At 44.8% G+C, this 24,415-nt stretch carries 24 protein-coding genes; 12 read left to right on the top strand and 12 right to left on the bottom strand.

Translation table 11 applies throughout. The features are described from left to right. Positions 1 to 50: 50 nt before the first annotated feature. From MDMS009_RS07685 to MDMS009_RS07675, 3 genes are read right to left on the bottom strand one after another with little or no spacing between them, the layout of a single operon-like run. Positions 51 to 794, bottom strand: coding sequence for a hypothetical protein (locus tag MDMS009_RS07685; RefSeq protein ID WP_008290951.1), 744 nt, complete (start codon positions 792 to 794; stop codon positions 51 to 53). Positions 795 to 805: 11 nt separating this feature from the next. Next, positions 806 to 2,113, bottom strand: a complete 1,308-nt coding sequence (locus tag MDMS009_RS15820; protein ID WP_008290936.1) for a putative phage abortive infection protein — start codon at positions 2,111 to 2,113, stop codon at positions 806 to 808. Between the two features lie 8 nt (positions 2,114 to 2,121). Beyond that, a complete protein-coding gene (locus tag MDMS009_RS07675) occupies positions 2,122 to 3,306 on the bottom strand; it encodes a tyrosine-type recombinase/integrase (protein WP_008291142.1) in 1,185 nt (394 codons plus the stop codon). A 567-nt stretch (positions 3,307 to 3,873) separates the two neighbouring features. Here MDMS009_RS07675 and MDMS009_RS16585 point away from each other — a divergent pair. From MDMS009_RS16585 to MDMS009_RS07665, 3 genes are all read left to right on the top strand, one after another. Further along, complete coding sequence (locus MDMS009_RS16585; protein ID WP_272941072.1) at positions 3,874 to 3,996, top strand: hypothetical protein; 123 nt, start codon at positions 3,874 to 3,876, stop codon at positions 3,994 to 3,996. Positions 3,997 to 4,318: 322 nt separating this feature from the next. Then, positions 4,319 to 5,560, top strand: coding sequence for an ATP-grasp domain-containing protein (locus MDMS009_RS07670; RefSeq protein WP_008291133.1), 1,242 nt, complete (start codon positions 4,319 to 4,321; stop codon positions 5,558 to 5,560). A 23-nt stretch (positions 5,561 to 5,583) separates the two neighbouring features. Beyond that, entirely contained in the window at positions 5,584 to 7,581 is a 1,998-nt protein-coding gene (locus tag MDMS009_RS07665) for a hypothetical protein (protein ID WP_008291014.1), read from the top strand. A 243-nt stretch (positions 7,582 to 7,824) separates the two neighbouring features. Here MDMS009_RS07665 and MDMS009_RS07660 read toward each other — a convergent pair whose 3' ends face one another. Further along, positions 7,825 to 7,968 carry an entericidin A/B family lipoprotein gene (locus MDMS009_RS07660; RefSeq protein WP_008291102.1) on the bottom strand — a complete coding sequence of 48 codons (144 nt, stop codon included), beginning with the start codon at positions 7,966 to 7,968 and terminating at the stop codon, positions 7,825 to 7,827. A gap of 363 nt (positions 7,969 to 8,331) precedes the next feature. Here MDMS009_RS07660 and MDMS009_RS07655 point away from each other — a divergent pair, with 363 nt between their 5' ends. From MDMS009_RS07655 to MDMS009_RS07635, 5 genes are all read left to right on the top strand, one after another. Further along, positions 8,332 to 8,535: a hypothetical protein gene (locus MDMS009_RS07655; RefSeq protein WP_008290883.1), complete on the top strand. Its 204-nt coding sequence runs from the start codon at positions 8,332 to 8,334 to the stop codon at positions 8,533 to 8,535. A gap of 234 nt (positions 8,536 to 8,769) precedes the next feature. After that, positions 8,770 to 9,303, top strand: coding sequence for a glutathione peroxidase (locus MDMS009_RS07650; RefSeq protein WP_043888052.1), 534 nt, complete (start codon positions 8,770 to 8,772; stop codon positions 9,301 to 9,303). A gap of 423 nt (positions 9,304 to 9,726) precedes the next feature. Next, on the top strand, positions 9,727 to 10,272 hold the full coding sequence (locus tag MDMS009_RS07645; protein WP_081443605.1) for an OmpA family protein: 546 nt from the start codon (positions 9,727 to 9,729) through the stop codon (positions 10,270 to 10,272). A 16-nt stretch (positions 10,273 to 10,288) separates the two neighbouring features. Then, complete coding sequence (locus tag MDMS009_RS07640; RefSeq protein WP_052298150.1) at positions 10,289 to 11,635, top strand: TolC family outer membrane protein; 1,347 nt, start codon at positions 10,289 to 10,291, stop codon at positions 11,633 to 11,635. 111 nt (positions 11,636 to 11,746) lie between these two features. Next, positions 11,747 to 13,003: an O-antigen ligase family protein gene (locus MDMS009_RS07635; RefSeq protein WP_008290882.1), complete on the top strand. Its 1,257-nt coding sequence runs from the start codon at positions 11,747 to 11,749 to the stop codon at positions 13,001 to 13,003. Here the strand turns inward: MDMS009_RS07635 and MDMS009_RS07630 are convergent. The 4 genes from MDMS009_RS07630 to MDMS009_RS07615 are packed head-to-tail and all read right to left on the bottom strand — an operon-like array spanning position 12,894 to position 16,958. Beyond that, positions 12,894 to 13,859: a glycosyltransferase family 9 protein gene (locus MDMS009_RS07630; RefSeq protein ID WP_043888051.1), complete on the bottom strand. Its 966-nt coding sequence runs from the start codon at positions 13,857 to 13,859 to the stop codon at positions 12,894 to 12,896. The genes MDMS009_RS07635 and MDMS009_RS07630 overlap by 110 nt on opposite strands. After that, positions 13,843 to 14,865, bottom strand: coding sequence for a glycosyltransferase (locus MDMS009_RS07625; protein ID WP_008291030.1), 1,023 nt, complete (start codon positions 14,863 to 14,865; stop codon positions 13,843 to 13,845). Before MDMS009_RS07625 ends, MDMS009_RS07630 begins: the two co-directional genes overlap by 17 nt. Next, positions 14,862 to 15,986 (bottom strand): glycosyltransferase family 4 protein, encoded by a 1,125-nt coding sequence (locus MDMS009_RS07620; RefSeq protein WP_008291086.1) that lies wholly within the window; start codon positions 15,984 to 15,986, stop codon positions 14,862 to 14,864. Before MDMS009_RS07620 ends, MDMS009_RS07625 begins: the two co-directional genes overlap by 4 nt. Positions 15,987 to 15,992: 6 nt before the next feature. Then, entirely contained in the window at positions 15,993 to 16,958 is a 966-nt protein-coding gene (locus tag MDMS009_RS07615; RefSeq protein WP_008290878.1) for a mitochondrial fission ELM1 family protein, read from the bottom strand. 174 nt (positions 16,959 to 17,132) lie between these two features. Between MDMS009_RS07615 and MDMS009_RS07610 the strand changes: the two genes are divergently transcribed. The 3 genes from MDMS009_RS07610 (at position 17,133) to MDMS009_RS07600 (ending at position 18,946) form a co-directional block, all read left to right on the top strand. After that, complete coding sequence (locus MDMS009_RS07610; RefSeq protein ID WP_154646996.1) at positions 17,133 to 17,555, top strand: hypothetical protein; 423 nt, start codon at positions 17,133 to 17,135, stop codon at positions 17,553 to 17,555. A 109-nt stretch (positions 17,556 to 17,664) separates the two neighbouring features. Next, the gene (gene tpx / locus MDMS009_RS07605; RefSeq protein WP_008291157.1) at positions 17,665 to 18,159 is read left to right on the top strand and encodes a thiol peroxidase; all 495 of its coding nucleotides are present in this window, start codon (positions 17,665 to 17,667) and stop codon (positions 18,157 to 18,159) included. Positions 18,160 to 18,271: 112 nt separating this feature from the next. Beyond that, on the top strand, positions 18,272 to 18,946 hold the full coding sequence (locus MDMS009_RS07600; protein WP_008291010.1) for a hypothetical protein: 675 nt from the start codon (positions 18,272 to 18,274) through the stop codon (positions 18,944 to 18,946). A 6-nt stretch (positions 18,947 to 18,952) separates the two neighbouring features. Here the strand turns inward: MDMS009_RS07600 and MDMS009_RS07595 are convergent, their stop codons facing one another. The 3 genes from MDMS009_RS07595 to MDMS009_RS07585 all read right to left on the bottom strand — a co-directional run bounded on the left by MDMS009_RS07595 (position 18,953) and on the right by MDMS009_RS07585 (position 21,662). Beyond that, positions 18,953 to 19,372: a BLUF domain-containing protein gene (locus tag MDMS009_RS07595; protein ID WP_008291053.1), complete on the bottom strand. Its 420-nt coding sequence runs from the start codon at positions 19,370 to 19,372 to the stop codon at positions 18,953 to 18,955. 108 nt (positions 19,373 to 19,480) lie between these two features. Further along, positions 19,481 to 20,275, bottom strand: a complete 795-nt coding sequence (locus tag MDMS009_RS07590) for an EAL domain-containing protein (protein ID WP_008290933.1) — start codon at positions 20,273 to 20,275, stop codon at positions 19,481 to 19,483. A 259-nt stretch (positions 20,276 to 20,534) separates the two neighbouring features. After that, the gene (locus tag MDMS009_RS07585; RefSeq protein ID WP_008291081.1) at positions 20,535 to 21,662 is read right to left on the bottom strand and encodes a WG repeat-containing protein; all 1,128 of its coding nucleotides are present in this window, start codon (positions 21,660 to 21,662) and stop codon (positions 20,535 to 20,537) included. A gap of 202 nt (positions 21,663 to 21,864) precedes the next feature. Here MDMS009_RS07585 and MDMS009_RS07580 point away from each other — a divergent pair, with 202 nt between their 5' ends. Continuing rightward, positions 21,865 to 22,677: an alpha/beta hydrolase gene (locus tag MDMS009_RS07580; RefSeq protein WP_008291128.1), complete on the top strand. Its 813-nt coding sequence runs from the start codon at positions 21,865 to 21,867 to the stop codon at positions 22,675 to 22,677. 115 nt (positions 22,678 to 22,792) lie between these two features. Here the strand turns inward: MDMS009_RS07580 and MDMS009_RS07575 are convergent, their stop codons facing one another. Continuing rightward, positions 22,793 to 24,343: a S8 family serine peptidase gene (locus MDMS009_RS07575; protein ID WP_008290909.1), complete on the bottom strand. Its 1,551-nt coding sequence runs from the start codon at positions 24,341 to 24,343 to the stop codon at positions 22,793 to 22,795. Between the last annotated feature and the right edge of the window lie 72 nt (positions 24,344 to 24,415).

Raw genomic sequence — 24,415 nt, 5'->3', positions numbered from 1 at the left:
CTGAATGCTGCTAGCAGCTAGCGATATACCTCTGGCAGCTAAGAATATATTTACTCTGAAATGGTAAGTTTTCCGTTCTTATACTTACCCAGCCAAATTTCAATTCGATGCTCTGGCTCTTCTGTATCTAATGGCGAAGACTCAATTTCTTCTTTGAGTATTTCACTGAGCATATAGCCGGCTTTTCTATTGGATAAATCAGAGAGGCCTGGTGTGTCACGGTAGGTAGTAAGAACTTTGTTGATGATATCGGCAAACTTACTCGCTTTTCTTTTACCACCGGTTTTGCCTTTTCGCTTTGCAGACAAGCTTTCAGCCTGTTCGATCTCTCTATGAAATTCAGCAATGCATACTGCTTCAAGCGCTTCCAGGGGGAAGTCCAAATGAGAAATGCTGTACTCATAATTTTCTGGGTGGATGGCTTCCAATATGGTGACGAGGGAAAGTGTTGCGAAATAGTCAGCCCATGAGGCATTTGGGAGGTTTGGCTGGTTTCTAATGTCGTAGTTTTCACTGAATAATTTGAAAGCTTTGACTCGATTTATAAACACTGAATCTTCGTTTTCGAGTCTTCGCATAGAGTTCTCAAACTCTAGCTGACTGCTCTCACGAAGCATCCAGTCGAGAGATTCAATGATGTACTCAATTTGTTCTCTGGAACGGCTCTGGAGAATCGAGCGAGCTCTGTTAAGTTGATCTCCCAACGAGAAATAAAGCCTGTCATTCTCAGGAATCTCATCGTCAAAGAAATCAAAGTTCTCGTTGTATTTATCAACCTTATACAAGTCCGTCATTGATTAACTCATTAGGTGAATGCAGATTCTTTGTAAAAGTTTTTATGATCAACGTGGACTAGGCGATCAGCTGGTAAGTGCTTCAAAAGCGCATATTTCTCGACTAGAGGTTTAAATTTTTCTCTCCCAAGGCTGCTAAGACAGTTATAGAAAAGTATCACGACTTCATCATCTGATAATTGAGCTCTGACCAAGTTTGAGTACATGCGGGGGTCATTGAGTTCAGAACTATTCCGATCAATGTACTTAATGAGGTTATATAAATACCTGAAGTAATGACCAAGGTCTGGATTGTGAGAACTGTAGAAAGATTGGTACGTTCGTTCAATTTTATCTTCTTCGCTTATGTCTGGACTTTGGTTTCGTATTCCCTCATAACGTCTATTAAAGACGTCAATTAATTTGTCGAATGCGTCTCTTCCTTGGAATCGGTTAGCTCCTGCGTGTAAATGAGAGAATGTGATATCGATGTCATCTACTAGAGAGTTATGCATTTTAAGCATCTCAAAAAAAGAGCTATCGAAGTGTTGTTTTTTTAATGTGGCATTTTGGGATGTAAGTGCATCTGCAGAATTTCTGAGTTCATCCCTCGATAGGGCCAACTCTCGGCTTTGTATGCTGATTGTGTAAAAAAGTGCAATCAGAGCTAGGAAGCTCAAAAGGGGATTCATAGTCCCTCCAAAGAAATCCCCAAAAAGAGCTAAATTTGCCAGGCCGCCCATAGGTTGCTCACCTGCAAACCAATAATAAAATCCCGTTACTAAGAAGTAGGTAATTATTGCAAAAGCTGAAATGACAAAGAATTTGTATTTCAAAATAAACTCCTTCATGCAACTTGGAACTTTTATTTCATCCACAAACTTTAGTTCAGATGGTCGATCCCAAAGCCAGATCACAATGGTGGGCACTATCAGTAAATAAAATAGAGATGAAAAGAGACTCTGCTGATGAGGAGTATTGTCGATAATTAATGATGGAACATTTTGAAAGGGGAGCTCCCAATACAGAAGTCTTAACGTGATGTCAGCTACCAGACTAAGAACTTGAAATGACAAGAATGTGGCCAAAAAAGACAACATTAATGTTCTTATCATATCCTGCAACTTTGTAACTCTGTTTTTAATAACCAGTCCCAGTATTAGGAATATTATCGTTATCGAGTATGCGATGAAGGGCTGAAAGTTTGAATACTTCGCAGTTAATACAACTAGTGACGTAGACAGGAGTGAGCCAGATATAACAGCAAGACTTTGTTGGGCTGATGATTTCAGATTGTTTTTTTTCTTAAAGTTAGCTTCCTGCATAGTTATTCTTTCCATTATTTAACTTAGTCGATCGAGCGGAGGATGAAGTCAGAGATGACTCTCATAGGGCTTCTCAGACGAGAAATATCACTGATTATGTAACCCGATGTAACATCACTGCTGTCTTTGTGATTTAACAGTCTTTTTAGAGCATAAGCTGGAATATCTCTACTTTCTGCAATGGTGATGAAAGTTCTTCTGAGATCATGCAGTCGAAATTCTACACCAGATAGCTCACTCACTCTCAGGATCGCCTTCCTGGGGTCTTGAATGTATCCTGTTTTTGAGTCGCTGGGGAAAACGAAATGACTCTGCCGTGACTCATGGCGTCTGATTAACATCGATTCTATGAAGTTAGAGAAGGGCAGTGTGTGACTTTCACCATTCTTGGTGTCAGGGATAGTGAAGGTTTGGTCTTCGAAGTTCACATATTCCCAGCGTAATTGAGCGGCTTCTGTTCTTCTAAGGCCTGTGAAGAGCAAAAAGTGCAGATAATCCCGTGTGGTTTCCTGGTTGAGCTGAAGGGTAGCTTCATACCAACCTTTCAATTGGTGAGGCTTTATCAGGTTTTTACGCCTTTCCACTTTGTACCAAGCTCTGGTTTGGCTGAGTCGTTCGACAGGGTTCACTATAATGATCGGGTTACCCTTAGCATCCTCATATTTACTCATGGCATGATTGATTAGTGCTCTTAGCACGCGCATAGAGTTGTTGGCTCTGGCTTCACTGCGTTTGCCGAGCTCACGATGTTTTCTTTCCACCATGTCTTTGGTGATTTCAGCAATCGGCTTTTTCAGCCAATCCTCAAAAGCACCATTCATAATTCGGTTGTAATCATGGATCGTAGAGTCTTTGAGATCTTTTCGTGTAGCGAGATAGTCTCGATAGACTTCCATTAAAGAAACAGAACGAGCATAGCGTTCCCGTTTCTCAGCAATGGGGTCACCTCCAGTGGCGACCTTGCCTAAGATCTTCATGGCTTCTGTACGAGCCTGTTCTACAGTCAGGTTACCGTAACGTCCGAGCGTGATCCGCTTTACACGGCCATTTACACGCTTTTCAACGATGAAAGATTTGGCACCACCACTAGTGACTCTGAGAGCGAAGCCAGGAATCGCGGTATCGCGATAGAAGTCCTGTGTAGACACTTGATCGGGTTTTGGCTTGGGCGGAATCGCCTTGTCTACAAATGATTTGGTAATTCTCATGACTCTCCTTGCTGTCTACATGAGAAATAAATCAATAAATACAGTGTGTTAAGTTATAGATTGGAAAGTGTTTGCGGCTGTTTGAAATCAAACCTGCAGCAAAAATCCCATTGGTCCCTATGTAGACACTATGTAGACAGTAGCGCTCAAATAATAGCTATTTTGAGCCAATTATGTCAAACTCAGAAAAGTCTAAAAAGTAATTAAGTAATTGAAAATAAAAGGTATTAAAAGAATTTCAAATTTAGGGACGTTTAACTCATAATCCCTTGGTCCCAGGTTCGAGTCCTGGTGGGCCCACCAAAACTGTAAAAGCCCCGAGTTCAATATTGATCTCGGGGCTTTTTTATTGAATAAATTGCTAACAATAAATGATCTGTGGCAGGAAAAGAAGTGCGTGACAGAATAAATTGACTGATATTTAACCAATTGTTTTTATTTGTTATTTTGGACATTGTTGGTTTTTTTCTATAGGGTTGTGCTCAGTGACTAGCTTTCAAGGGGTAACCATGATTCAATTTATCGCGTTGTGGAGTCAACATGTAAGCACTGATTGCTAAAGCAGGCATGCCGAATGCCAAGGAAACATTGGCTATTGCGATGACTTTACGTCAGATTAGCCTCGCTCAGGATATTATCAACATTGCCTTTGGTCCAATGTTTGTGCGGTTGACATGGGTACTGCATTAGTCATCGCTTTTGGCGGTCAGTACGTTGCTGGCCGAAGAGTCAAAGCGACGTTAGAGCAGTTAAAAAATAAGCTGAAAAGCGATCCCTGCCTTAAAGCTGGCAAGGAGTGTTTTCTTTTTGAGCACCAATGGCCTAAGCGATTTGTTGCTTTGTAATATGGCTGATCGCCTTATCGGTTCAGTCGTCAAGCTTGCAATGAGCTTGTTTATTACCGCCATAGATTTAGTCACATGATGTTTTGCATTACCATGCCGACAAACGTTACGAACCAGCGCTTTGTCGAATGTTTAAGATGCACCACTAACTTAATTAGGGGAGCACGATGTCTGAAGTAAAAAGTAGAAGTAAAAATCCTGATAAAGGTTACGTTGCCTTTTTGGGGTGGAGCCTGAATGCCGTCGAGGCGGCTGAGAAGTTTGACCGACGTTATGTCGTAGTTGCGCCTGACTGGGCTGAAGAGTACTGCGATACCCATAACATTCCATACATAAAATGGAATTTTGAAAGGCTTAATGATCGCTCTATGGAGATAGCACAAACACTGCGAGAGAAGGGTGTTAATGTGGCGATTCCCTTGTTTGAAGAAACCGTTGAATGGGCAGGCGCGATCAACTCTGTCTTGCTTGAAAATCCCAAATTGTTTGGCCAGTCGTTACTGTTACGCGATAAAGCCTTAATGAAGCGTAGAGCACAGCTAGGTGGTATCAGAGTGGGGATTTTTGAAGAAGCCCACGATAAGGAAGATGTGGTTCGCTTCCTGAAACGAGTGAATCAGACCTTATTAAAGCTAGATGGTGATCCGAATGATCCTATACATCTCAAGGCCTTTGATAAGGCTGGTTGCCTTGGGCACAGAGTTATCAGAACACCAGATGAAGTCGATATGATTCCTGACGAAGAGTTTCCTGTGTTGATGGAGTCGCATCTTGATGGTTGGGAGTTTGCTGTAGAAGCGTGGATCCATAACGGCAAAATACAGTTTCTCAATATTTCTGAGTATGTCACATTGGGGTATTCGGTGTTTGTTCCGGCAACCCCAGAGTTGGAAAAATACCGCCCTCAGATCAAAGCGCAGATCGAGAAACTGATCAAAACCTTTGATATTGATTTTGGCTTTGTGCACCCAGAATATTTTGTCACCAGTGACGGTGAAATGTACTTTGGCGAGGTGGCTTATCGCCCGCCAGGCTTTAAAGTGTTCGAATTGTTAGAGCGGGCTTACGGATTTAATGCTTATCAGGGCTTGATTTTGGCGTTTGATCCTAAAACTACCGATGATGAAATTGAAGCCTTCTTCCCTGAAGAGGTTGTCGGTGCGAAAGGGCATGCGGGGTGTTTTGGTGTATACCCCCGTCGCCGGGTGGTCAGTAACCTTGAAATGCCTGACGAAACTGAAAACCACCCGTATTTCGATTTCCATGAATTAACCGCGCCACTAGAGGAGACCGTAACAAAACGTACGGCATTTGGCACGCATTGGGGTTTGATATACTTTTTCGGTGATGATCCTGAAAGAATACGGGATTTGTTGAAACATCAGGAGTCCTTAGACTTCTACGTTTGATGCACTCTTTGGTGCTATAAGGAATGAGTTTGGTTGAATCAGTTAATGAGGCCAGTATCCACGATGAAACGATGCAACCGCATTTACTAGAACGACTGGAAAACGCTATTACGGCGCTCGACGAAGCGCCCGACTTTTCAAAAGCGACTAAAGTTCGACGCCTCTATGACAGCGTCAAGCGTGTTGTTCAGTGTGATGGTGGTTATGCGCTTATAGAACGTTACATTGAGCGCATAGAGCGGGCGGGTGTGTTCAATAACACCGATTATGCCTTTCCACAGATTCTGGTGCCGTCACTGAGTGCCTACGCGTTAAAGAGTGCTGATGCCGATACAGTGCTTATTGAGGCCTTAAGTGATTTACGGCTGCTGGCTGTGGCTGATGAGCAATACAACCATGCCGACATTTCCTCTGAGCAGGCGCATCATCACCTGACCCAGATTTTGGCAGTCAACTTACAGCTATTATTTTCAGTGCCTTCAGAGGCTGAACGTGAAACGCAGGGTCGTTTGGCTCAAATCAGTCGTGGTTTACTGCAATACCTTGCGCAGCGTATCGGTTACGAGCACGTGATTGAGCAGTTGATTGACGAGATCTGGCGAATTCTGCAACAGCGTCCGATACAAGTTGACCACATCAAGCAAATGGTGACGCAGATTGCCATTTGCCAGCAAAATCCAGATATTGATCTGGGACAGAGTGGTCATGGCGCTGACCGTTTGGTTAGCAGCTTGTATGGGGCAACGCAGGCATCAAGGGAAGATCCCGGTGTTGATGTGTATTTGTCTCGACTTGAGAGCATGGATACGGCGGCTTTGCAGTATGAAGCCACCGGGTTTGCCAGAGCGATGCATGACACCGGACTGGTGTCACCCTATCATGCTGTACTGCTACGCTATGTTACAGAGCATAGTGACCACTTACTTAGTGAGGCTCTGGGGCTATCGTCAACCGGGCGTGACTGTTTACTCAGTTTCGCGGATTTAGTGCGTGCTTTGATCGATAAAACGGTGCATCCAGAGTCAGCACAAGCTATTTATGGTCTGGCGTTAATGTTGGAGCGTTGTATTTTGTATCAGCCTCCTGTCGCACCTGCTTTATGGCGACAGCTGTCATTAACGCTATCAGACTTCTCGAAACAGAGATTGACCTTGCTGTTTGGTGAAACACCCTCAGCCGAAGCACGTTTACTTGAAGGGGTGTTATGTGTGTTGGGGCAGCCTTTAGGCGTCGGTCAAGGCAATAACCCCACTTGCCAGTCAGCGCGAGCAATCTCGATGTGGGCTTATAACGATCCGGATAATCTATTACAGCTTGTGGTCAGAGCCGCGCGTGATGATGAGGTTGTCATGCACTTTGAGGGGCAGGCCATTTCATCACATGAGAGTATTTCTGGTGTCGCCAAAGAACTGCCGATTGATTTGGATCCAGTTTCGCTGATTCTAGTGCCACATTTGGATCGTATCTATGCTGAGATGGGTAGACGTTGTGCAGATAGAGACGGCGATCCACATCGTTGGGTCAACCCTGAGTTTCATGGTTGGTGGTGTGGTCGAGGCTTCAGTATTAATGTTGATGTTGCAACGGGAAAGTTGATTGATTTGGACGACTTTTTAAGACGGTTTTACGCAAGTTATCATCCTTATTACAATGGCAACCAGCCACTAATTCACCCGCAACCCGCAGGAGTGGCAATCACTGATAGTGCTATGCGATTCATAGGTTGGCATGCCATCACGATTCTACGTGTTGCCTTGGATCAGGAGAATATTATGCGGGTGTATTTTTATAACCCTAATAATGACAGTGGTCAGCACTGGGGTGACGATATTCTGGTTAGTACTGCTGGCTATTCAGAACGCTCAGGTGAGGCGTCTCTGCCATTTGAACAATTTGCATCCCGTTTATATATTTTTCATTTTGACCCGCTTGAGCCCGGAATGTCTGATGCCGTGCCAGAAACTACTCTGGAACGTGTTTCTGAGAAGATTTATAAAAGCTGGGGCGCAAATAGAGTGTAGGTATGGCCATTAGTGTTCATTAAGGTTTTCTGCTTCTCCCGGTTCACACAACTCTTCGCGGGGGCATTGCTAGGTTGTTTTCACAAAGAAATATTCAACCTCAGGCGGGCTGTTGACGATTTCTTATTTGAGAGAAAAGCTGTTTTTCGCAAATGCTCCTTCTATTGATTAAGCCAGGTTATTGCCTAGCTTTTTTACTATCAACAACCCCGGTGGAGCAGACCGGGATTGTCTGAATAGCGGTTAGTAATTTTTATTTTCAGCGGCTTCACCTTCGATAGCATCACCTGCTGCTTCCATGTCTTGGCCAACCCCCTCCATGGTATTGCACGCGGTTAGTGATAAGGCGAAAGTCAGCCCCAAGATAAGAGATAGCATTTTTTTCATCGTCGTCTCCTTTGTTTATCACCTCGTTGAGCATCGCCACAGAATAATTCAGGGCTAATGCAAGCAAGCCATTTGTTTGTGTACATGCTCGTTATAAATTCCGAGCACTCAAATAGATAAAAGTTCACCGCTGTTTTGATACTGGTAGTGTTTTAGCGTCTAATGAAGTTGTGGATAATTGATACGTTGTCCCATACATATTGCGACTGTTTATCAGCATCGTTGTTAATAGTTGCATACTGTGAAGTCAGTCATGGGGATTGTTGTGACAAAGTTGAACGATAGGTTACTCTCGTTGTCTTGGGAATAGAGGAAACAATCCCTCATTCACCAAAGAATTGACCCATTAATAGGAGAGCTAAAATGAACGAACAAAAATCAACTTCATTCATGATGTTGTGTCGTGCTTTGATGATCATGTTTGCATTCTCAGGCTTTGGCCTGTTGGCGGCATGTGATAACGATGGGCCTGCTGAAGAAGCCGGTGAGCAAATTGATGAATCTATGGAAGAAGCGGGCGATGCAATGGAAGATGCCGCTGATGAAGCAGAAGACGCAATGCAGTAATTATTCTAGTCTGCCCTCCCATATTAGCGGGAGGGTAGGCTTCATCTTTAGCCACATTTTTATCACGTAATTAGAGATAAAACACTCAGCATGACAATACATCCTGAGTTATCGACACTTCTACAGCAGTGTGAGGAAGCAGGTAAGAATTTTCGATATCACATTATTTTCATTTCAACTCGAGCATAGTTGGTCTGGCTTTTTGTCGGGATACTTATTAGTAGAGGAACAACCATGCGTGGAATTATAGTTGCATTAGGCATCGTTTTTTCCGGAAACATTCATGCTGCCGATCTTTGTCCAACATTTCTAAATTACGATTTACCTAAATTGCATTCGAACAGTACGGTAAACCTCTGTAATGAGGTGGCCGGCAAGCCCATATTGATAATCAACACAGCAAGTCACTGTGGTTATACCCATCAATTTGAAGGCTTGGAAGCTTTGCACCAACAATACAAATCACAAGGTTTGGTTGTGGTCGGGTTTGCCAGCAACGATTTTAATCAGGAAGCGAAAACAGAGGAAGCAGCAGCCAAAGTTTGCCGCGAAAATTTTGGCGTAAGCTTTACCATGATAGCGCCGAGCTATGTGAAAGGTGATAGGGCTAACCCAGTATTCAGAGAAATTAATAAGCAGACGGAAGAGCCTGATTGGAATTTCAACAAATACCTCATTAATCCGCAAGGAGAGGTGGTTGAGCACTTCTCTAGTCGAGTAGAGCCAAGCTCAGCACAAATGAATTCAGCCATTGAGTCTTTGTTATAGCAAACAATAGCCATTTTCGGCCGTGGAAAGCTATTTGATAAGGGCTGCTAGGCGGGTGTCGTAAAAATAGAAAATGTGATCCGGTTCACATTTACCAAACAATCATGTTTAATAGGGCTTGTGTAAACAAGCTGATATAGTCACAGATGCGTATGGCTTTGTTTAGATTGATAGTATCTTGGACAAATGCATAAGTTGACTTGCCATTGATAAAAATTGATACTTCAAGGATACACGTACTGTCACCTTAGTGGGTCGGCATTCAGGGAGAACATGATTGATGAAGGATTTTATGCGCCAAGCGGCCACAAGGCAGAGTGATTATAGCAGTCTTGCTATGCTCATTTCAGCTCCCCTATTGCGCAATTCTCAACCCCGTCTCCAATTTCAAACATACATTGTTTCTCATAAAGGGCATCAGAGATGATCAAGTTGTGCCGTTCTAGTCTGCTATTGTTGGTTGCTTTTGTCGTAACAGGCTGTAGTGGTATTCATAACACCATTGGGCCTGACAAAATGCAGTCAGACTTACGCGAATCTGTAGAAGCACCGGTAGTGGTAGCAGAGGGTGAGTCACCTTTCTGTAAAGTCCCGCCGATGGAGCTACCTGAAACACCGAAGTTGGTTACATTGCCTGAGCCATTCAGCGCAAAACTCTTCTTCTTGCTGGACAAAACAGAGTTTACTGCTGAATCGAGAGTAGAGTCACAAGAGATTTATCAGAAAATTCTTGACAGAAGCTTTGGTGAGGTCGTTATCACGGGTCATACCGATACCTCTGCCTCTAGTGCCTACAATGAGGCCCTGTCATTGCGTCGAGCCCAAAAAGTCCGTCAACAACTGATTGACTTTGGTGTTCCTGCTGACAGCGTTAGAATCTCTGCCGAAGGCGAGTATCGACTGTTAGTGTCCACCCCTGATGACACTGTTGAGGTAAGAAATCGTCGTGTCGAAATTAACGCACGTTGATTGATGGAGTATTGCAATGCTACAAAAATTTAAATTACTAACATTATCAGCTTCAGTTCTGGGTTCATTGCTGATGTTGTCTCAAACGGCGTCAGCTCAAACACTTACCGAAGCTGTTGATAAAACGATTCAAAGTAATCCCAACATTTTGGCTGAGTCGAACCGTAGCCTGAGCGTCGATAAGACTGTCGATCAAGCCAGAGCGGGATACTTCCCAACAGTTGACTTGAACTTGGGCATTGGTAGAGAGCGAGCCGAAAACAATTCAACGGCACCTGGACACAGGACGTTGACTCGAGGCGAAGCCGGTTTGAGCGCTTCCCAAATGCTCTATGATGGGTTTGCAACCAAAAGTTCTATTGAACAAAGCCAGTCTTTAGCTGAGTCCGCCGGTTATGGCGTAACGGATACGGCCGAAACCACTTCGTTGCGAGCTGTTGAGGTTTATCTCGATGTGTTGCGTAGACAAGATTTGTTGAAACTGACAGAAGATAACCTTGAGGGACATGAAAAAATCTTCTCTCAAATTGAGCAGCGCAGTAATAGCGGTGTGGGTAATAGCGCTGATTTAGAGCAGACTCGAGGTCGTTTGGCTTTGTCTCAAGCTAACCAAGCTTCAAACGAAGGTAACCTTGAAGATGCCATTAGCAGTTATCACCGTGTGGTCGGCAATATGCCGGAATCAACCGTTGATCCTGGTTTGGAATGTTGTGATAAAGCACCAGCAACCTTAGAAGATGCCTTAGCAATTGCCTATCATCAACATCCAGCCCTTCGCTCAGCGATGGCTCAACATGAAGCAGCGTTAGCGCAGGAGCAGGGCGCTGAAGCGCCTTTCCACCCACGTGTCGATTTGGAGTTGAGTACACGCGCAGACAATGATCTGGATGGAACGAAAGGCCACGAAAAAGAAATTTTGGCGATGATTCGTCTGCGTTACAACCTGTTAAATGGTGGTGCAGATAAAGCCCGTCTGGAACAAACGAGTTTTTTAAGTGAGCAAGCACGAGAAGAAGCCAATATTGCTATTCGTGATATCGAGCGTGATGTTCGTCTGGCATGGAACGCATTGGATAACTTTGCTCACCAACTGCCGATTCTTGAGCAAAGGTTAAACTCAGCTAAACAAACCCGTGAAGCTTATCAGCAACAATTTAACCTGGGCCAACGCACTCTGCTAGATCTTCTGGATACAGAAAATGAAGTGTTAACAGCCGGTAACGCATACACAAACACCTACTATAACCACCTATACGCCTGTTATTGGTTGGCAGAAACAATGGGTAAATTGCTCGAACGTCTGGAATTGGAAGCACCAGATGAAGCGCTCACTGTAGCCAGCGATGACACATCAGCTGAATAAACGATAAGCGATTAAAACAAGAAGCCCTGATACGACATGTATCGGGGCTTTTTTTTGCCATAAAGCTGCAATATTTGGTCAATATACTAGTCATTTATTTTGTCTGGTTTTATGACTCATCCACAATCCCGCGTTTTGCATCACGCTGAAACCATCATTCCCTGGCTTTTGCCGGCGTTATTATTATTTTCACGTGCCTTGGCTGACACCACCGTTGTGTTCATTGGGCTTTTATTTCTATATCACAGCTATCAGGGTAAAAACTGGGACTGGCTTAATCAGGCATGGTTTCGTCTAGCCTTACTGTTTTGGGCCTATATCGTGTTAGTGAATTTACCGCTCAGTGTGTCTTTCGATGAAAGCCTGAAGTATGCACTTACTTTTATTAGATGGCCTTTATTTGCAGCGGCTTTAGCATACTGGCTGTTTGTGTCACCGCAGCGTCAGAAACAGTTTTTATTGTCCTTAGTGGTTGTGACGGTGTTTGTTGTTGCGGATACTGCTTGGCAGTACTTTTATTATGTTGATTGGTTTGGGATAGAACGATTTACTGAAGTGCGTTTGACAGGCCCCTTTCGCAATCCGGTGCCAGGAACGCTGATGCTTCGCGTGTGGTTTATTGCGTTATTTGCAATACAGTTATGGCAGCTACGACATTTATCGCCTTGGTTTAAGGTTCAGATGTACCCACTTGGTCTGTTGTTAGGGCTGGCATTTATGTTTATCACAGGTGAGCGCATGGCACTCATATTGTTTTTTGCTGGCAGTGTGATGATTAGTAGTGCTTTATTTATTCACTATCGTGAGTACCGATCACGTTTATTGATGACTTTCCTTGCTATCGGCGTCGTGTTTTACCTGATCATGCTGTCATCACCGGATATGACGGCGAGGAGTGTGACCAGTATTACTGACAAATTAGCCGCATTCTGGCAATCAGATTATGGGCAGGTATTTTCAGCCGCATGGCAAGCCTGGCAGCAGAACCTGTGGGTAGGAAGTGGTATTCATACCTATCAGCTAACCTGCGAACAGCTGGGCCTATTTGCGGATTCGACCATGCAATGTACGCATCCACATAATCTTTACTTACAGCTTGGCGCTGAGACCGGTTTGATTGGTGTGGGCTTATTCATCTTGTTACTGGTCGGTATTTACTTGGCAGCATTAATGAGGCTTATTCAGCGACAAGCCTGGCTCACAGCGACACAAAGTTTTGTGGTGTTAACGGTAAGCTTCTGGCCGTTAACCGGGGGAATTAGCGTACTGAATAATTGGGTCGGCGCTTTAGTGTGGTTGGGGGTTGGGTGGGTGTTGGCAGTTTCGGTAATACCGCAGCCAAAACCGTTTCAACCGAAAGTTGACTGAGATCATTGGCTTTTAAGGCGCGAAAATCGCCACGACGGATCTCCGCTCTGGTGACAGAGCTATGCGCCCCAAATAAGGCTAGACCTTGTTTGCCTAGACATGAAGCAACATGGCTGGGGCCAGTATCATTGCCAATCACAAAACTCGCCTGATTCAGTATGCCCGCAAGTTCAAACCAACTGAACAAGCCGTGTTGCTTGGTCAGGCAATGCCCGGGCATATGGTCGGCCATCTCAAGCTCATCGGGTCCTAAAATATTGACGACATCAAAGCCGTGTTTTAGTAAGGCTGTGGCGAGTTCTTTATAAAAAGGCCAGCGTTTCTCGGGGTGACTGGCTGAGCAGCCCGGAATTAATGCTATGTAGGGCGATTGAACGCGATGGCGTTTCAACAAAAACGAAATATTGTCCGCCATCCACGACACATTGGGTGAATATGCATGATGTATAGGGATATCAGCCTGCTTTAACAAGGCTAATTGGCCTTTTAGGCCGGACTCTGGCTCAAGCCCCGACAAGCGCGCAATCCACTGACTCTTGGGTAAGATGTAACGACGATACAGGCGCGTTCGATCGGAATTTTGAAGATCAATGATTTGCGTAAACAACTCATGCTTGAGAGTCTTTGATAAGGCGATATGTTTTGTTAGCTGCCAAGCCGGTGATCTCGAGTCAGTGAGGATGCGATCAATATGCGGACAACGGTGCATAAGGCTCTCAAACTCAGGACTAGTGAGCAAGACGATTTCTGCCTGTGGATAATGATTTCGTATATCACGCAATACCCCATCAGCCTGAATAAGATCACCAAAAGCGCCGTGTTTAATAACGAGAATTTTGTCAGTAGGTTTTGGCATGAGTAGTGATCAATGATTGATAGACGTTTACGGTATTACTACTCATGGCTCTGAGAGTCATGGTTTCAGCTGCTTGACGCTGAGGCTTTTGCATTAAGGTTGACCATCCTAGTAAATCGGCTAGTAAATTTTGTAAGCGAGTACGAAAGGCTTTGGGGTCAGCGATCGGTGTGATTAAATCGCTTGGCAGCACCTCATTAGCAACCGGTACATCAGTGGCTAAAACACGGCTATTGCAAAGCACAGCCTCATTGAACACATAGGAAAACCCCTCGCGACGAGAGCTAATGACAACAGCGTCAGCGGATGCCATCAGGTGGGTGGCATCCTCACGTTGACCCAAAAGGTGGCACTGTGTCGTGCTTGGCAAACTTTGTATTCGCTTTTCCAGTGTTTGTCTTTCTGGTCCTTCCCCAATAATTAACAAACTTAAGGGCAAGCCTCGAATTGCCTCAAGCAGCATGTCAAACCCTTTTGCTTCCACCAGTCTGCCAACAGCGACCAAAACAGGCTTGTCGGCATCCAAATGAAATGCCTGACGTAGATCGCGTGGTTGAGGGCTTACCTCTGCAATACCGTTATAAACCACGCTGACATTGTCTTTAAAACCATTAGAGAGTTGCTGACTGACGGTGATGACGTGATCCAGCTTTTTATAAGGCGTGAGATTACGTTTTATATTGTGAACGGTGCCAACGGTTTTAGCCGCTAGCCAGGGGTGTAATTTGCTTAACACCGTTGCCGCTTTATTCGCCTGAGCATGAATAATATCGGCATTGATCTGGCGTAAAATATTTACTACGGAAAATAACAACAGCGGATTAAAGCGGCTTAAATGACTGGGAATAGCATGACGCTCGATACCGGCCGGGAGATCTCGCAGAAACGATCTATCCGCGACCACAATGACGTCATGACCATCAGCGTGAAGCTGTATCGTGAGTTCACGAACGTGTTTTTCTAAGCCGCCTTGCCCACGGCTGAGTAATAATTGGCAGATCCTCATGACAAAGCCTGTTGGTTTAACGCTTTGCGATAGACCTTAAGTGTATTGTCGAGCATGTTGCTTAAACTGAAAGGGTGTTTTGTCGGCACGCTGGGGGGGATTTTTAACCAGCTTAAGGCTAACTCTGCAGCTTGTTGCGTATCGCCAACGGCCACGAGACCTGAGGGTAAAACGGCTGACATTTGCTCTGCCACACCGCCATGAGAATAGGCAATAACGGGAACACCTAAGCTCAGTGCTTCAATCGCAGTGCGACCAAATGCTTCAGGTTGGAGGGATAAAGACATAACAATGTCTGATACCGCCATTACCTCACGAATATCACTACGATGGCCGGTAAAGCTGATGTTATCACTGATACCTAGCTGGGCGGCATAACGTTTGAGCTCTTCAAGGAAGGCTGTTTTGCCTTTTTGAACATCGCCGACGATTAAGCCATGTACGTTGGGATGGCTTTGTTTTAACTGAGCAATAATCTCAATAAAGTCACGTTGGCCTTTCCAGCGTGTCAGACGTGCAGGCAGGCAGATAAGCTGTTTCTGGTCTGTTTCGGGGTGTGCGTCGTACCATCGTTGTAACCACTGGGCATCAGGCCGATATCCATAAGGATGTGCCTGATCACTGACACCGCGGTAATTGAGGGTGAGTTTTTCTGCGGATACACGATAATTATTGAGTACATATTCGCGGATCATGTTGGAAATGACGATGATCTGCTCGCCTTTAGTCATGATGTTGCTATAGGCATTCACAGAATAAGTACCGTGCACGGTAGTGATGAGTTTGGGACGGGTAGTCGGATCCATGGTTTTCCATGCTAAAAAACACACCCAGGCAGGGAAACGGGACCGAACATGCAAAATATCAACCTGATTGTCGCGAAGAAACCGGCGTAATGCTGGAATCAGTCTAAGTGTCCACAATGATTTCTGGCCGATTGGCATTTGAATATGCTGGCTACCACCCGCTTCAAGGGCCGTGACTAAACGGCCACCCGCCGATATCACCGTAGATTGATGACCTTGTTGTACAAGATAATCGGCCACTTCCAAGGTGCCACGCTCAACCCCACCTGATTGTAATGCGGGTAAAACCTGAACAATGTGCAGTTTTTGTTGCATCCAGGCCTAACCGTTTTGTGGCACAGCCTGAGGGATAAATGCGGTAGCTGGCTCCAACCAGTGATGCAAAATCCAATTAGCACAGCGGTTCGACTCGATAAAACCAACAACCGGTCTCAGTTGTTTTTTATAAAGTCCTAAGCTGTCAAAACGGACGATATGACCATCATCGATTAATGTATTCATGCCGTGAGAAACACGATTTTCACGTTTTATTGGCATATTCAATAGGCCTACCGCGGTTTGTGCGGTGAGTGCTTCGTAGACCATGGAAACGGAATCCTCAGTAATCCACGCACTAAAACTGTTTGCCAACTGCTCCGCGACCCAGCCATGTCCGGTTTGCTCAAAAGGAACAATATCAAGATTGCTGAGCGATAAACGCAGCATAGCCGAGACAAAGTCACTCGGCGTGCGTCTTGATGTCGTTAGACAATATTTCACACTTGGGTTTTGCTTACACAATTGGGTGATTTGAGAAACCAGTCTGTGGGTATCCCAATCACAATGCTTAGATGGGCCGCCAATCATAATCAAAGACTGCTCTTTGTTGTGCGAACCATGTGCCTGGATTGGATTGAGTACGCCTCGCGTTTCAATTACTGTTCCATTGCCTTGGTAACGGTCATGTTCTGGAATCAGGCTCAAATCAAACAATGAGACGGGCAAACTGGGCTGCATCAAGACAATGGTTTGACCTCCGTAGACTTTCTTAGCTGCCAGCATATGTAAGTGGGTACGATGTCCGGCACCGATAATGAAATCAGGTAAAGGCAGGCCTTGACCGGCAGGCCAAATAGCACTGAGTAAGTCGAATACCGGCTGTAAGCGGCCTTTGACAGGAATATCAAAACATTCACACGGCATCTTACGTTTCAGCGCATTGACCAAGCCCTGACTCTGGCTTTGATGTCCCGGCTTACCATCAGTGAGTCGCCAGATGATAATGGGGTTCTCAGTGCGTGCATTCATTTCAGATACCTTTAGCTTAGGTGAACGGTTCAGGTAGTTTTATGAATGCACTATAGGGACAGTGTATTAAAGTTTTATGAAGCTCAGCAAGTGAGATACAAAAAATTAGGAAAACCTTCCCTAGAGGCTGGTGGCGGCAATGCGGCATAGTGGGGTAAACCGTTGCAAGGAGCGATGATGATTGAACGTGACGAAGATACCTTTGTGGCCCTTAAGGAGATGGCAGAGGATATTCACTTAGTTTCACGTAACCATAACGATGAACTCATCGGTATTGAGTATTACAACAAGCTATCGGTTCTGAGTCAGGCTGAGTTGTTGGAACTTGAGCAACTATGGCAGTACAAATGTCATACCTGTCGTAAAGAAAAGTTAGCTTCGCAATGGATGGTAGTACAGGTCTTTATGTTGATTAGTCTTGCCATTTATATTGCCTGGATATCTGGCGGCATTGCAGGAACCATTTCCAGTATAGTAGGCGTGGTAGCAATGATTGCGATGATTGAAGATAAGCGCGTTCGTATAGCCAAACGTAACTTGACTGATGCCAGAGCAGTGCATGGCCACCTCAGTCAGTTTATGCAATCACACAATTAACAAATTTTACTCATCGGATAAGGCTGCTCAGGTTGACAGTTGGCACTGTCAATGTAAGGCTCGTCATCCGTTATTCTTATCAAAAATAGTCATCAGGAGGATTTATTCTATGGCAACAGTGACTTTAAAAGGCACCCCTTTCAAAACAGCCGGTGAGCTGCCCGCTGTCGGTAGCAATGCGCCCGCATTTACCCTGACAAAAGATGATTTATCCGATCTGAACTTATCGGACTTGTCTGGTCGTATTGTATTGAATATCTTTCCGTCGATTGATACCCCAACCTGTGCGACATCGGTGCGTGAGTTTAATAGCAAAGCGGCCTCGTTAGCTAACACCACCGTTGTTTGTGTATCTAAAGACTTACCCTTTGCAATGGCGCGTTTTTGTGGTGCGGAAGGCATTGAAAACGTGGTTGTTGCATCGGCATTTCGTTCTAGTTTTGCTGAGGATTACGGTTTGACCGTAAAAGAAGGACCTTTGGCAGAGTTGTGTTCACGTGCTGTGGTTGTCATTGGTGATGATGGCAATGTGCTCTACACCGAGCAAGTTGCTGAAATTGCTGATGAACCCGATTATGATAAAGCCCTGGCAGCACTGGCTTAATCAATAGATTGTAAAGAAGCCCCGGTAGCAAAAGCTTCCGGGGCTTTTTTATGCCTGTTAATATGTCATTAAGCACAGTGTAAATAGTGGTGTCGTTGCGCGGTGCTGAATAATGGCTGTGACGGGAGCCGATATGATGACAGAGCATGCTGTTCTTTTTTCATCTGTAGCGGTGATGGCTGAATTTCATCCACAGGCCAAAGCGTTACGTTTTTGGCGTGATGAGCAAGACAACAGCTTGCAGTCTCGCGTGGAATTCTACGACGCTCCCTTACAAGCCTTAGAAGAATTGGAAGCCGATATTGCTATCGTATCGCGTGATTTAAGTGATGCAGTAATCCCCGACTTTCATAGCTTTTGTCAGGATATTGAGATTATCTTTGATGGTGGGCAGCCATCCGGTCCGATAGCCGCTTTGACGAAACTCGACTGGCCACGCTTTAGGCGCATATCGGCATATGCACAATATTGGAAGCTTCATAATCCCCGAGAGGTTAATAAACTACTCACCTTTATAATGGGAATCCCTCTCTATAGCTGTCTAGTCGGTGAGTTGATTGCGCAGCGGCATAGTGAAGAAGAGCAGGAAATTTTAAGTCAAATTGAGCAGCCGGGCGGGGTGTACATTATTGGCGTAAACCGCTTTAGGCAGTTGTTTCAAGAAGATATTGATAACGCCTTTAATGAGGCAAAAATGTTGGTATCGACCTTTCGTGGTACACGCAGTGAAAATGCTGCCCGAATTGTTAATGGCATGCTCGACTCAATGCGCATGAAGCCGTCATAACAATATTTATTGGTTTGAGCCGAGGTAGGTCTTTAATAAGGTCGTAATTTCACTTGAAGCCAATTTATTAGATTTTTTACTCTGGTTGAGTATGAGGTGGAGTTTTTCAAAGTCGGCTTTTGACCGCTCGACAAATCCCATTGACCACTTTTCAAAAAGGCGAGAGTCTGCGAAATGGATATCCAGCAATTGGCAGGATTGATGTCTTGTATCCTTTAAAATCTTGGCATAAAGCGAGATGATTGTAGACTCCTCGCCTTCTAAAACCTGGATAAAATCGCTACCGCCGAAGCAAAGAATGCCACTGACATCAATTTTTTCATTATTTTGTCGAGATTCAAGCAAGATGTTTTCTATATCTGCCTTGCTTAATGACGGTAGTGACTGACTGAAATAAATGAGTCGGATGTTGTTGTTTATTTTCATCGCTAATTTTCAGGAGTAGGTATGTCGAGTTTCTGTCGTAAGCAATGAGGAGGCGAGATGACTTCTAACAGCTTGAGGAAAGGCAGAAGCCAGTTTCATGGCATGTTGTCAGTTGGCTTGAGCATGACTAATAGTTTGCCAGACCTCTTCAGTGATCTCAGGCAAAGCCTCAAATTGCGGTCTGGCTAGGAGATAACCCTGAAATAAAACCACATCCATGTTGATAAGTGTTTTCAGCTCTTCTTTAGTTTCAATACCTTCCGCGATCACTTTAATATCCAGCCCCAAACAAGCCGTTATCATTGCTCTGACCAAAGCCTGCCGAACAGGATCGGTATCAATATGCCTTACCAAACCCATGTCCAGTTTGATAATGTCGGGTTGCCAGTCGGCAAGAAGGTTCAATCCTGCGTAGCCCGAGCCAAAGTCGTCAATAGCCGTAGTGAAGTTATGTTTTTTATATTCAGCGAAAATATTTTTCAGATGAGCATGATCGGTTATTTTTTCCGCTTCCGTCACTTCAAACATAATCCTATCTGTAGGGAAGTTAAGTTTTCTTGCGGCTTCGAGGGTCGTTCTAATGCAGGTTTTAGGATTGTAAACCGCATTAGGCAGAAAATTGATGCTTAGCATGCCTTCAAGATTGAGTTCAGATGACAGTTGAAGTGCTTTTACGCGGATAGTCTGGTCAAACTGATAGCGATTATCGTTGTTAAGTTTGTTCAGCACCTCGATAGCCGGCTCTTGATTGATGCCCCTAACGAGGGCTTCATATCCAAAAATGGTTTTTGAGCTTATATCAACGATGGGCTGAAAAGCCATTGAGAACTGAAATTCGAGCTCTGGGGTATCCTGACATTGCGAGCAGCCAGCGCCATTGTTATTGGTTTCTTTATTAATCATTTTTTTCTACGTAAATATTGACTTTAATCTGGTAGTGTTAGATTTGCATAAAGAATTAGCTCCTACAAGTGGAATTCTTTATCGTAATGAAGGTTTTTTGGTGAGGGCTGCTTTTTATTTAATATTATCAGTGGTTTACAGAGGTAAGGGTGCGCTGGTTTTCAGCGACGATTAAACGCGATAATGATGGCGCTTATGATAAAAACCTCTGTGCGACGGGATATAAGCCATTACTCGTGCTTAAATACTATGATGACTATCACTGACGAGAAATATAGCCCCACTTACCCTGCTCCTGCACAGCAGCCATACCATCATGAAATGGCTGGGCATCATCAAATTGCGGTTTGATCACCATAATGCCCTGTTTGTCGATATAGCCGTATTCCCAATAATTTAATGTGACAGCCGCCAGACCTTCACTGAAAGAGTGACCCCATTTAAATTGTGGTGTGATCACAAACTTACCAGTGTGGTCGACATAACCCACTTTAGCATCAACTTCGACACGGGCGAGCCCGTCACTAAATGACCAGGCATCATCAAAGCGGGGGGAGACGATGACTTTGCCATCCCGATTGACATAGCCATGCTTGCCGTCTTTCACAATGACAGCCATTTCTTCGCGAAACGGTAGAAGCTTGTCATAGCGTTTTTCAGTGATGGCTGAACCATCTTTGTTGATAAACCACCATTCTTTGCCTTGGTTGACGATGGCAATGCCGGTTTCAAAATCGAGAGCCCGATCAAACTGCGGTGGAATAATAAACTCGGCTTTTTCATTGATATAGCCCCAGGCTGTTGCTGTTTTTACTGGTGCCAAACCCTCATCGAAAATTAATACATCTTGATACTGTGGCTTAATAAGCCAGGTACCATTTTTTCGAATAAAGCCCCACATACCGTTTTGTTTAACACTGGCAATACCATCATTGTTAAACCGGTATGCTCGTTCAAACTGGGGCTCAAGCAGCCAAGCTCCTTGCTGATCAATGTATCCCCATTTCCCGTCTTTTAGCACGGCTGCATAGCCATGATAGAAATGCATCACTTTGGCAAATTCAGCAGCAATAGTCAGTTCACCTGCACGATTGATAAATCCCCAATGAATACCATGCTTTATCGGTGCCAGTCCCGAACGAAAATCATAAATTTCGGTGTTTTTTTGTGCTTTCAAAACGTATTCACCAGCGTGATTGATAAGACCCGTTAGAGGGCGGCCTTGCTTTACCTTAACGACTGTGGCGCTACCATTATCAAAACTGTTCGCCGCATCGAATTGGTACGGTATCAGCATGTCTCCGGGGTCGGCTTGTGCAGAGAGGGATAGCAAGCTTTGAGAGAGTATTAATACAATAGCGGGTAACAATAAGCTGCGGCCTGACATATAACGAATCCCAGTGAAATTAGGGGCTATTTGAGTGTGGTTAGCTTTACGTGAATTTCACGTGAACAAATAAATACTGATAACTCAAAAGCTTATGCTGTTTGTGCGCCATGGTGGTGAAAAAAGGCATTTCTATAGAGGCAAAAGAGTGCAAAACCCTCGTCATTCAATACACGCTTTATGTTCTGCAGGACTGCTGTGGTTGGTCAGTGCCTGCACCCCGATAACCGTGTTGAATGCGGTGATCCCTGATAATGGCTATCAGAGGATTGCCGATATTGGCTACGGCGCTCATGACAGGCAAAAGTTAGATATTTATTTACCTCTTGATGTAGCGAAAAACACCGCAAGCAAAACGATCGTTTTTTTCTATGGCGGCAGTTGGGAGTCAGGTCGCAAGGAAGATTATAAATTTGTCGCTGAAGCGTTGAGTTCGGCAGGCTTCATAGTCGTCTTACCTGACTATAGAGTTTACCCGGATGTGATTTTTCCCGACTTTGTTGATGACGCTGCGCGGGCGGTCGACTGGGTGAAAACGAATATTTCCAAGCATGGTGGTGATGGTAATCAGGTCTTTGTGGCTGGACATTCCGCTGGCGCACACATCGCCGCCTTATTAGTGCTAGATAAACGCTATCTTGCTCATTACGCGTTAGGGCCAGGCGATCTTCGAGGCATGATTGGTCTGGCTGGGCCTTATGACTTTCTTCCTCTTAAGAGTGACACACTGAAAACCATCTTTGGACCAGAGCATCAGCGTTGGCAAAGTCAGCCGATTCATTTTGTTGATGGCAACAGTCCCCCCATGTTGCTGCTGGTGGGAAATAACGACTTGACGGTTTGGCCGAAAAATAGCCGTAATCTTGCTGCTAAAATTCAAGAAAAAAAGGGTAAAGTGGAATTAGTTGAGTTTGATGGCTATGGTCATGTAGCGATGGTGTCTAAACTTGCTAAACCCTTGCGCGGTGAAGGTCGCTTGCTCAATGAGATTGTCACATTTATCCAGCAACATTAATGCACCACTGCCTCACTTTTTTGTATACCCACGTCCACGTCGAAGCTCCGATGGCTGCCATAGTTAGCCTCTACTCAGAAAGTCTGACAGAGCAAGGGGATACTGTTAGCACATGCTAGTGGTGACACATTTTCTGCGACACCTGTAACTGCCCCCAACCATAGTGGTTGTCATAACCTTGATTACCTAGATCGACGGCGTGATGTTGCATGCTTTCAAATAAACGGTCACGAGAGAGGCTTGCCTGTTGGTTTAAATACAAAGCAGCAATACTGATAGCATGCGGCACGGCAAATGAGGTGCCGGAAGGGTATTTATCGTGTTGTTTGCCGGAAATGGTTCTGATATCGACACCGGGAGCGGCGAAATCGATGTAGTCGCCTTGGTTTGCTGAGGCTAACACTTTACCTTCGGCATTTACGGCGCTGATAGCGATAACACCAGGCAGGGCAGCGGGATAGCTAGCACTGAGTTTTTGGCTATTATTACCGGCCGCTGCGAAAATAATAAGTCCTTGCTTGATGCTTTCGGCAAAAAGAGCGTCCGTGACTGTGTTGGCATGTGGACTGGTCAACGATACATTCACCAGCTGCACCTGTTCTTTGATAAACCAGTCGAGCGCACGAGTGAGAGACTCTGCTGTAGCGATGCCTATTCCTGACTGTTTTCTCACTACACCAGCCGCTTTCAAGCTAACAAAGGGAACTAGCCCCTCGACCCCTTGCTGATCTTGATTGCCCACAAGAAAGACTGCTATCGCGGTGGCATGCTGATTATCCGTAGTTTGAGCAGGTAATAAGAAGTTGTGTGTCTTGATGGTTTTGGCCGCTAACGCAGGGTGTGCCAGATCAATGCCACCATCCAGCAAGCCTATTGTTACAGGGTTAGCGTTGTTGGGGAGGCAGGTTGAGCGGGCGGGCCACTGCACTTGGTGGGTAGCCTTGATTAAGGCAGGCTGTTGGTTGGTGAAATAATGATGATTGAAATCGATTTTTGCATCAGTGAATGTCGCCCTGAGATTAGATATAGCGCGAGTGAGTTTTTTGTCTGAGCCACCCAGTACCATTAGCGTTTGATTGAGGCTGTTAAGTTGGTAGCGGCGTAATAAGATATACCCTAGCTTGGTACCTTCTTTTATAATTTGATCGGTAATGCCAGAACTGGCCAAGATCAGTATTTCGCCATCTTCATGCGCTTCTCGAACCGTTAATAGACGCCGTTTGTTGATAGTAGGACATAGCTTCAAGCTAATGCCGGTTTTTTTACTGACATTTACACCTTCACTACCAAGTAATAACAATGAATAGCGTTGCCCACGCTTGAGTGCGGTATCACGAGGGATCTGGACAAGGATCTGATGTTTGCTGATGCTGAGTTGTTTGAGGGCAACGAACTGACGTTTCGTCCTCAGTACCAAGTGATAGTTGTTAAGACTGCTGAGATTATCGCCTTTTAAATGAATAACTTCGCCCGGTAATACACAGCCGTTATCGATTTGGTTGAACAGGTGAGGCTTGTCTCTGGATAAGCGTTTAAAAGTATCGTTATGCTGAGATTTTTTGACTGCTCTGACATCGTTGTCAGCAGCCACATAAGTGACTACTGACAGAAGCAGTATCAGGTTGATTAGGGCGATCAGGAAAGGCCGTTTAGTCCATAACTGCATGGCCACTGATTCCTTGTATTAAAAAGCGTCATCTGCATATCGCTGTGCCTCCGATTAATCTGACAACGCTGT

The sequence above is a fragment of the Methylophaga thiooxydans DMS010 genome, assembly GCF_000156355.1.
Lineage (GTDB): Bacteria > Pseudomonadota > Gammaproteobacteria > Nitrosococcales > Methylophagaceae > Methylophaga > Methylophaga thiooxydans.
The sequence above is the reverse complement of the archived record's forward strand: the minus strand, read 5'-3'. Positions and strand labels throughout refer to the sequence as shown.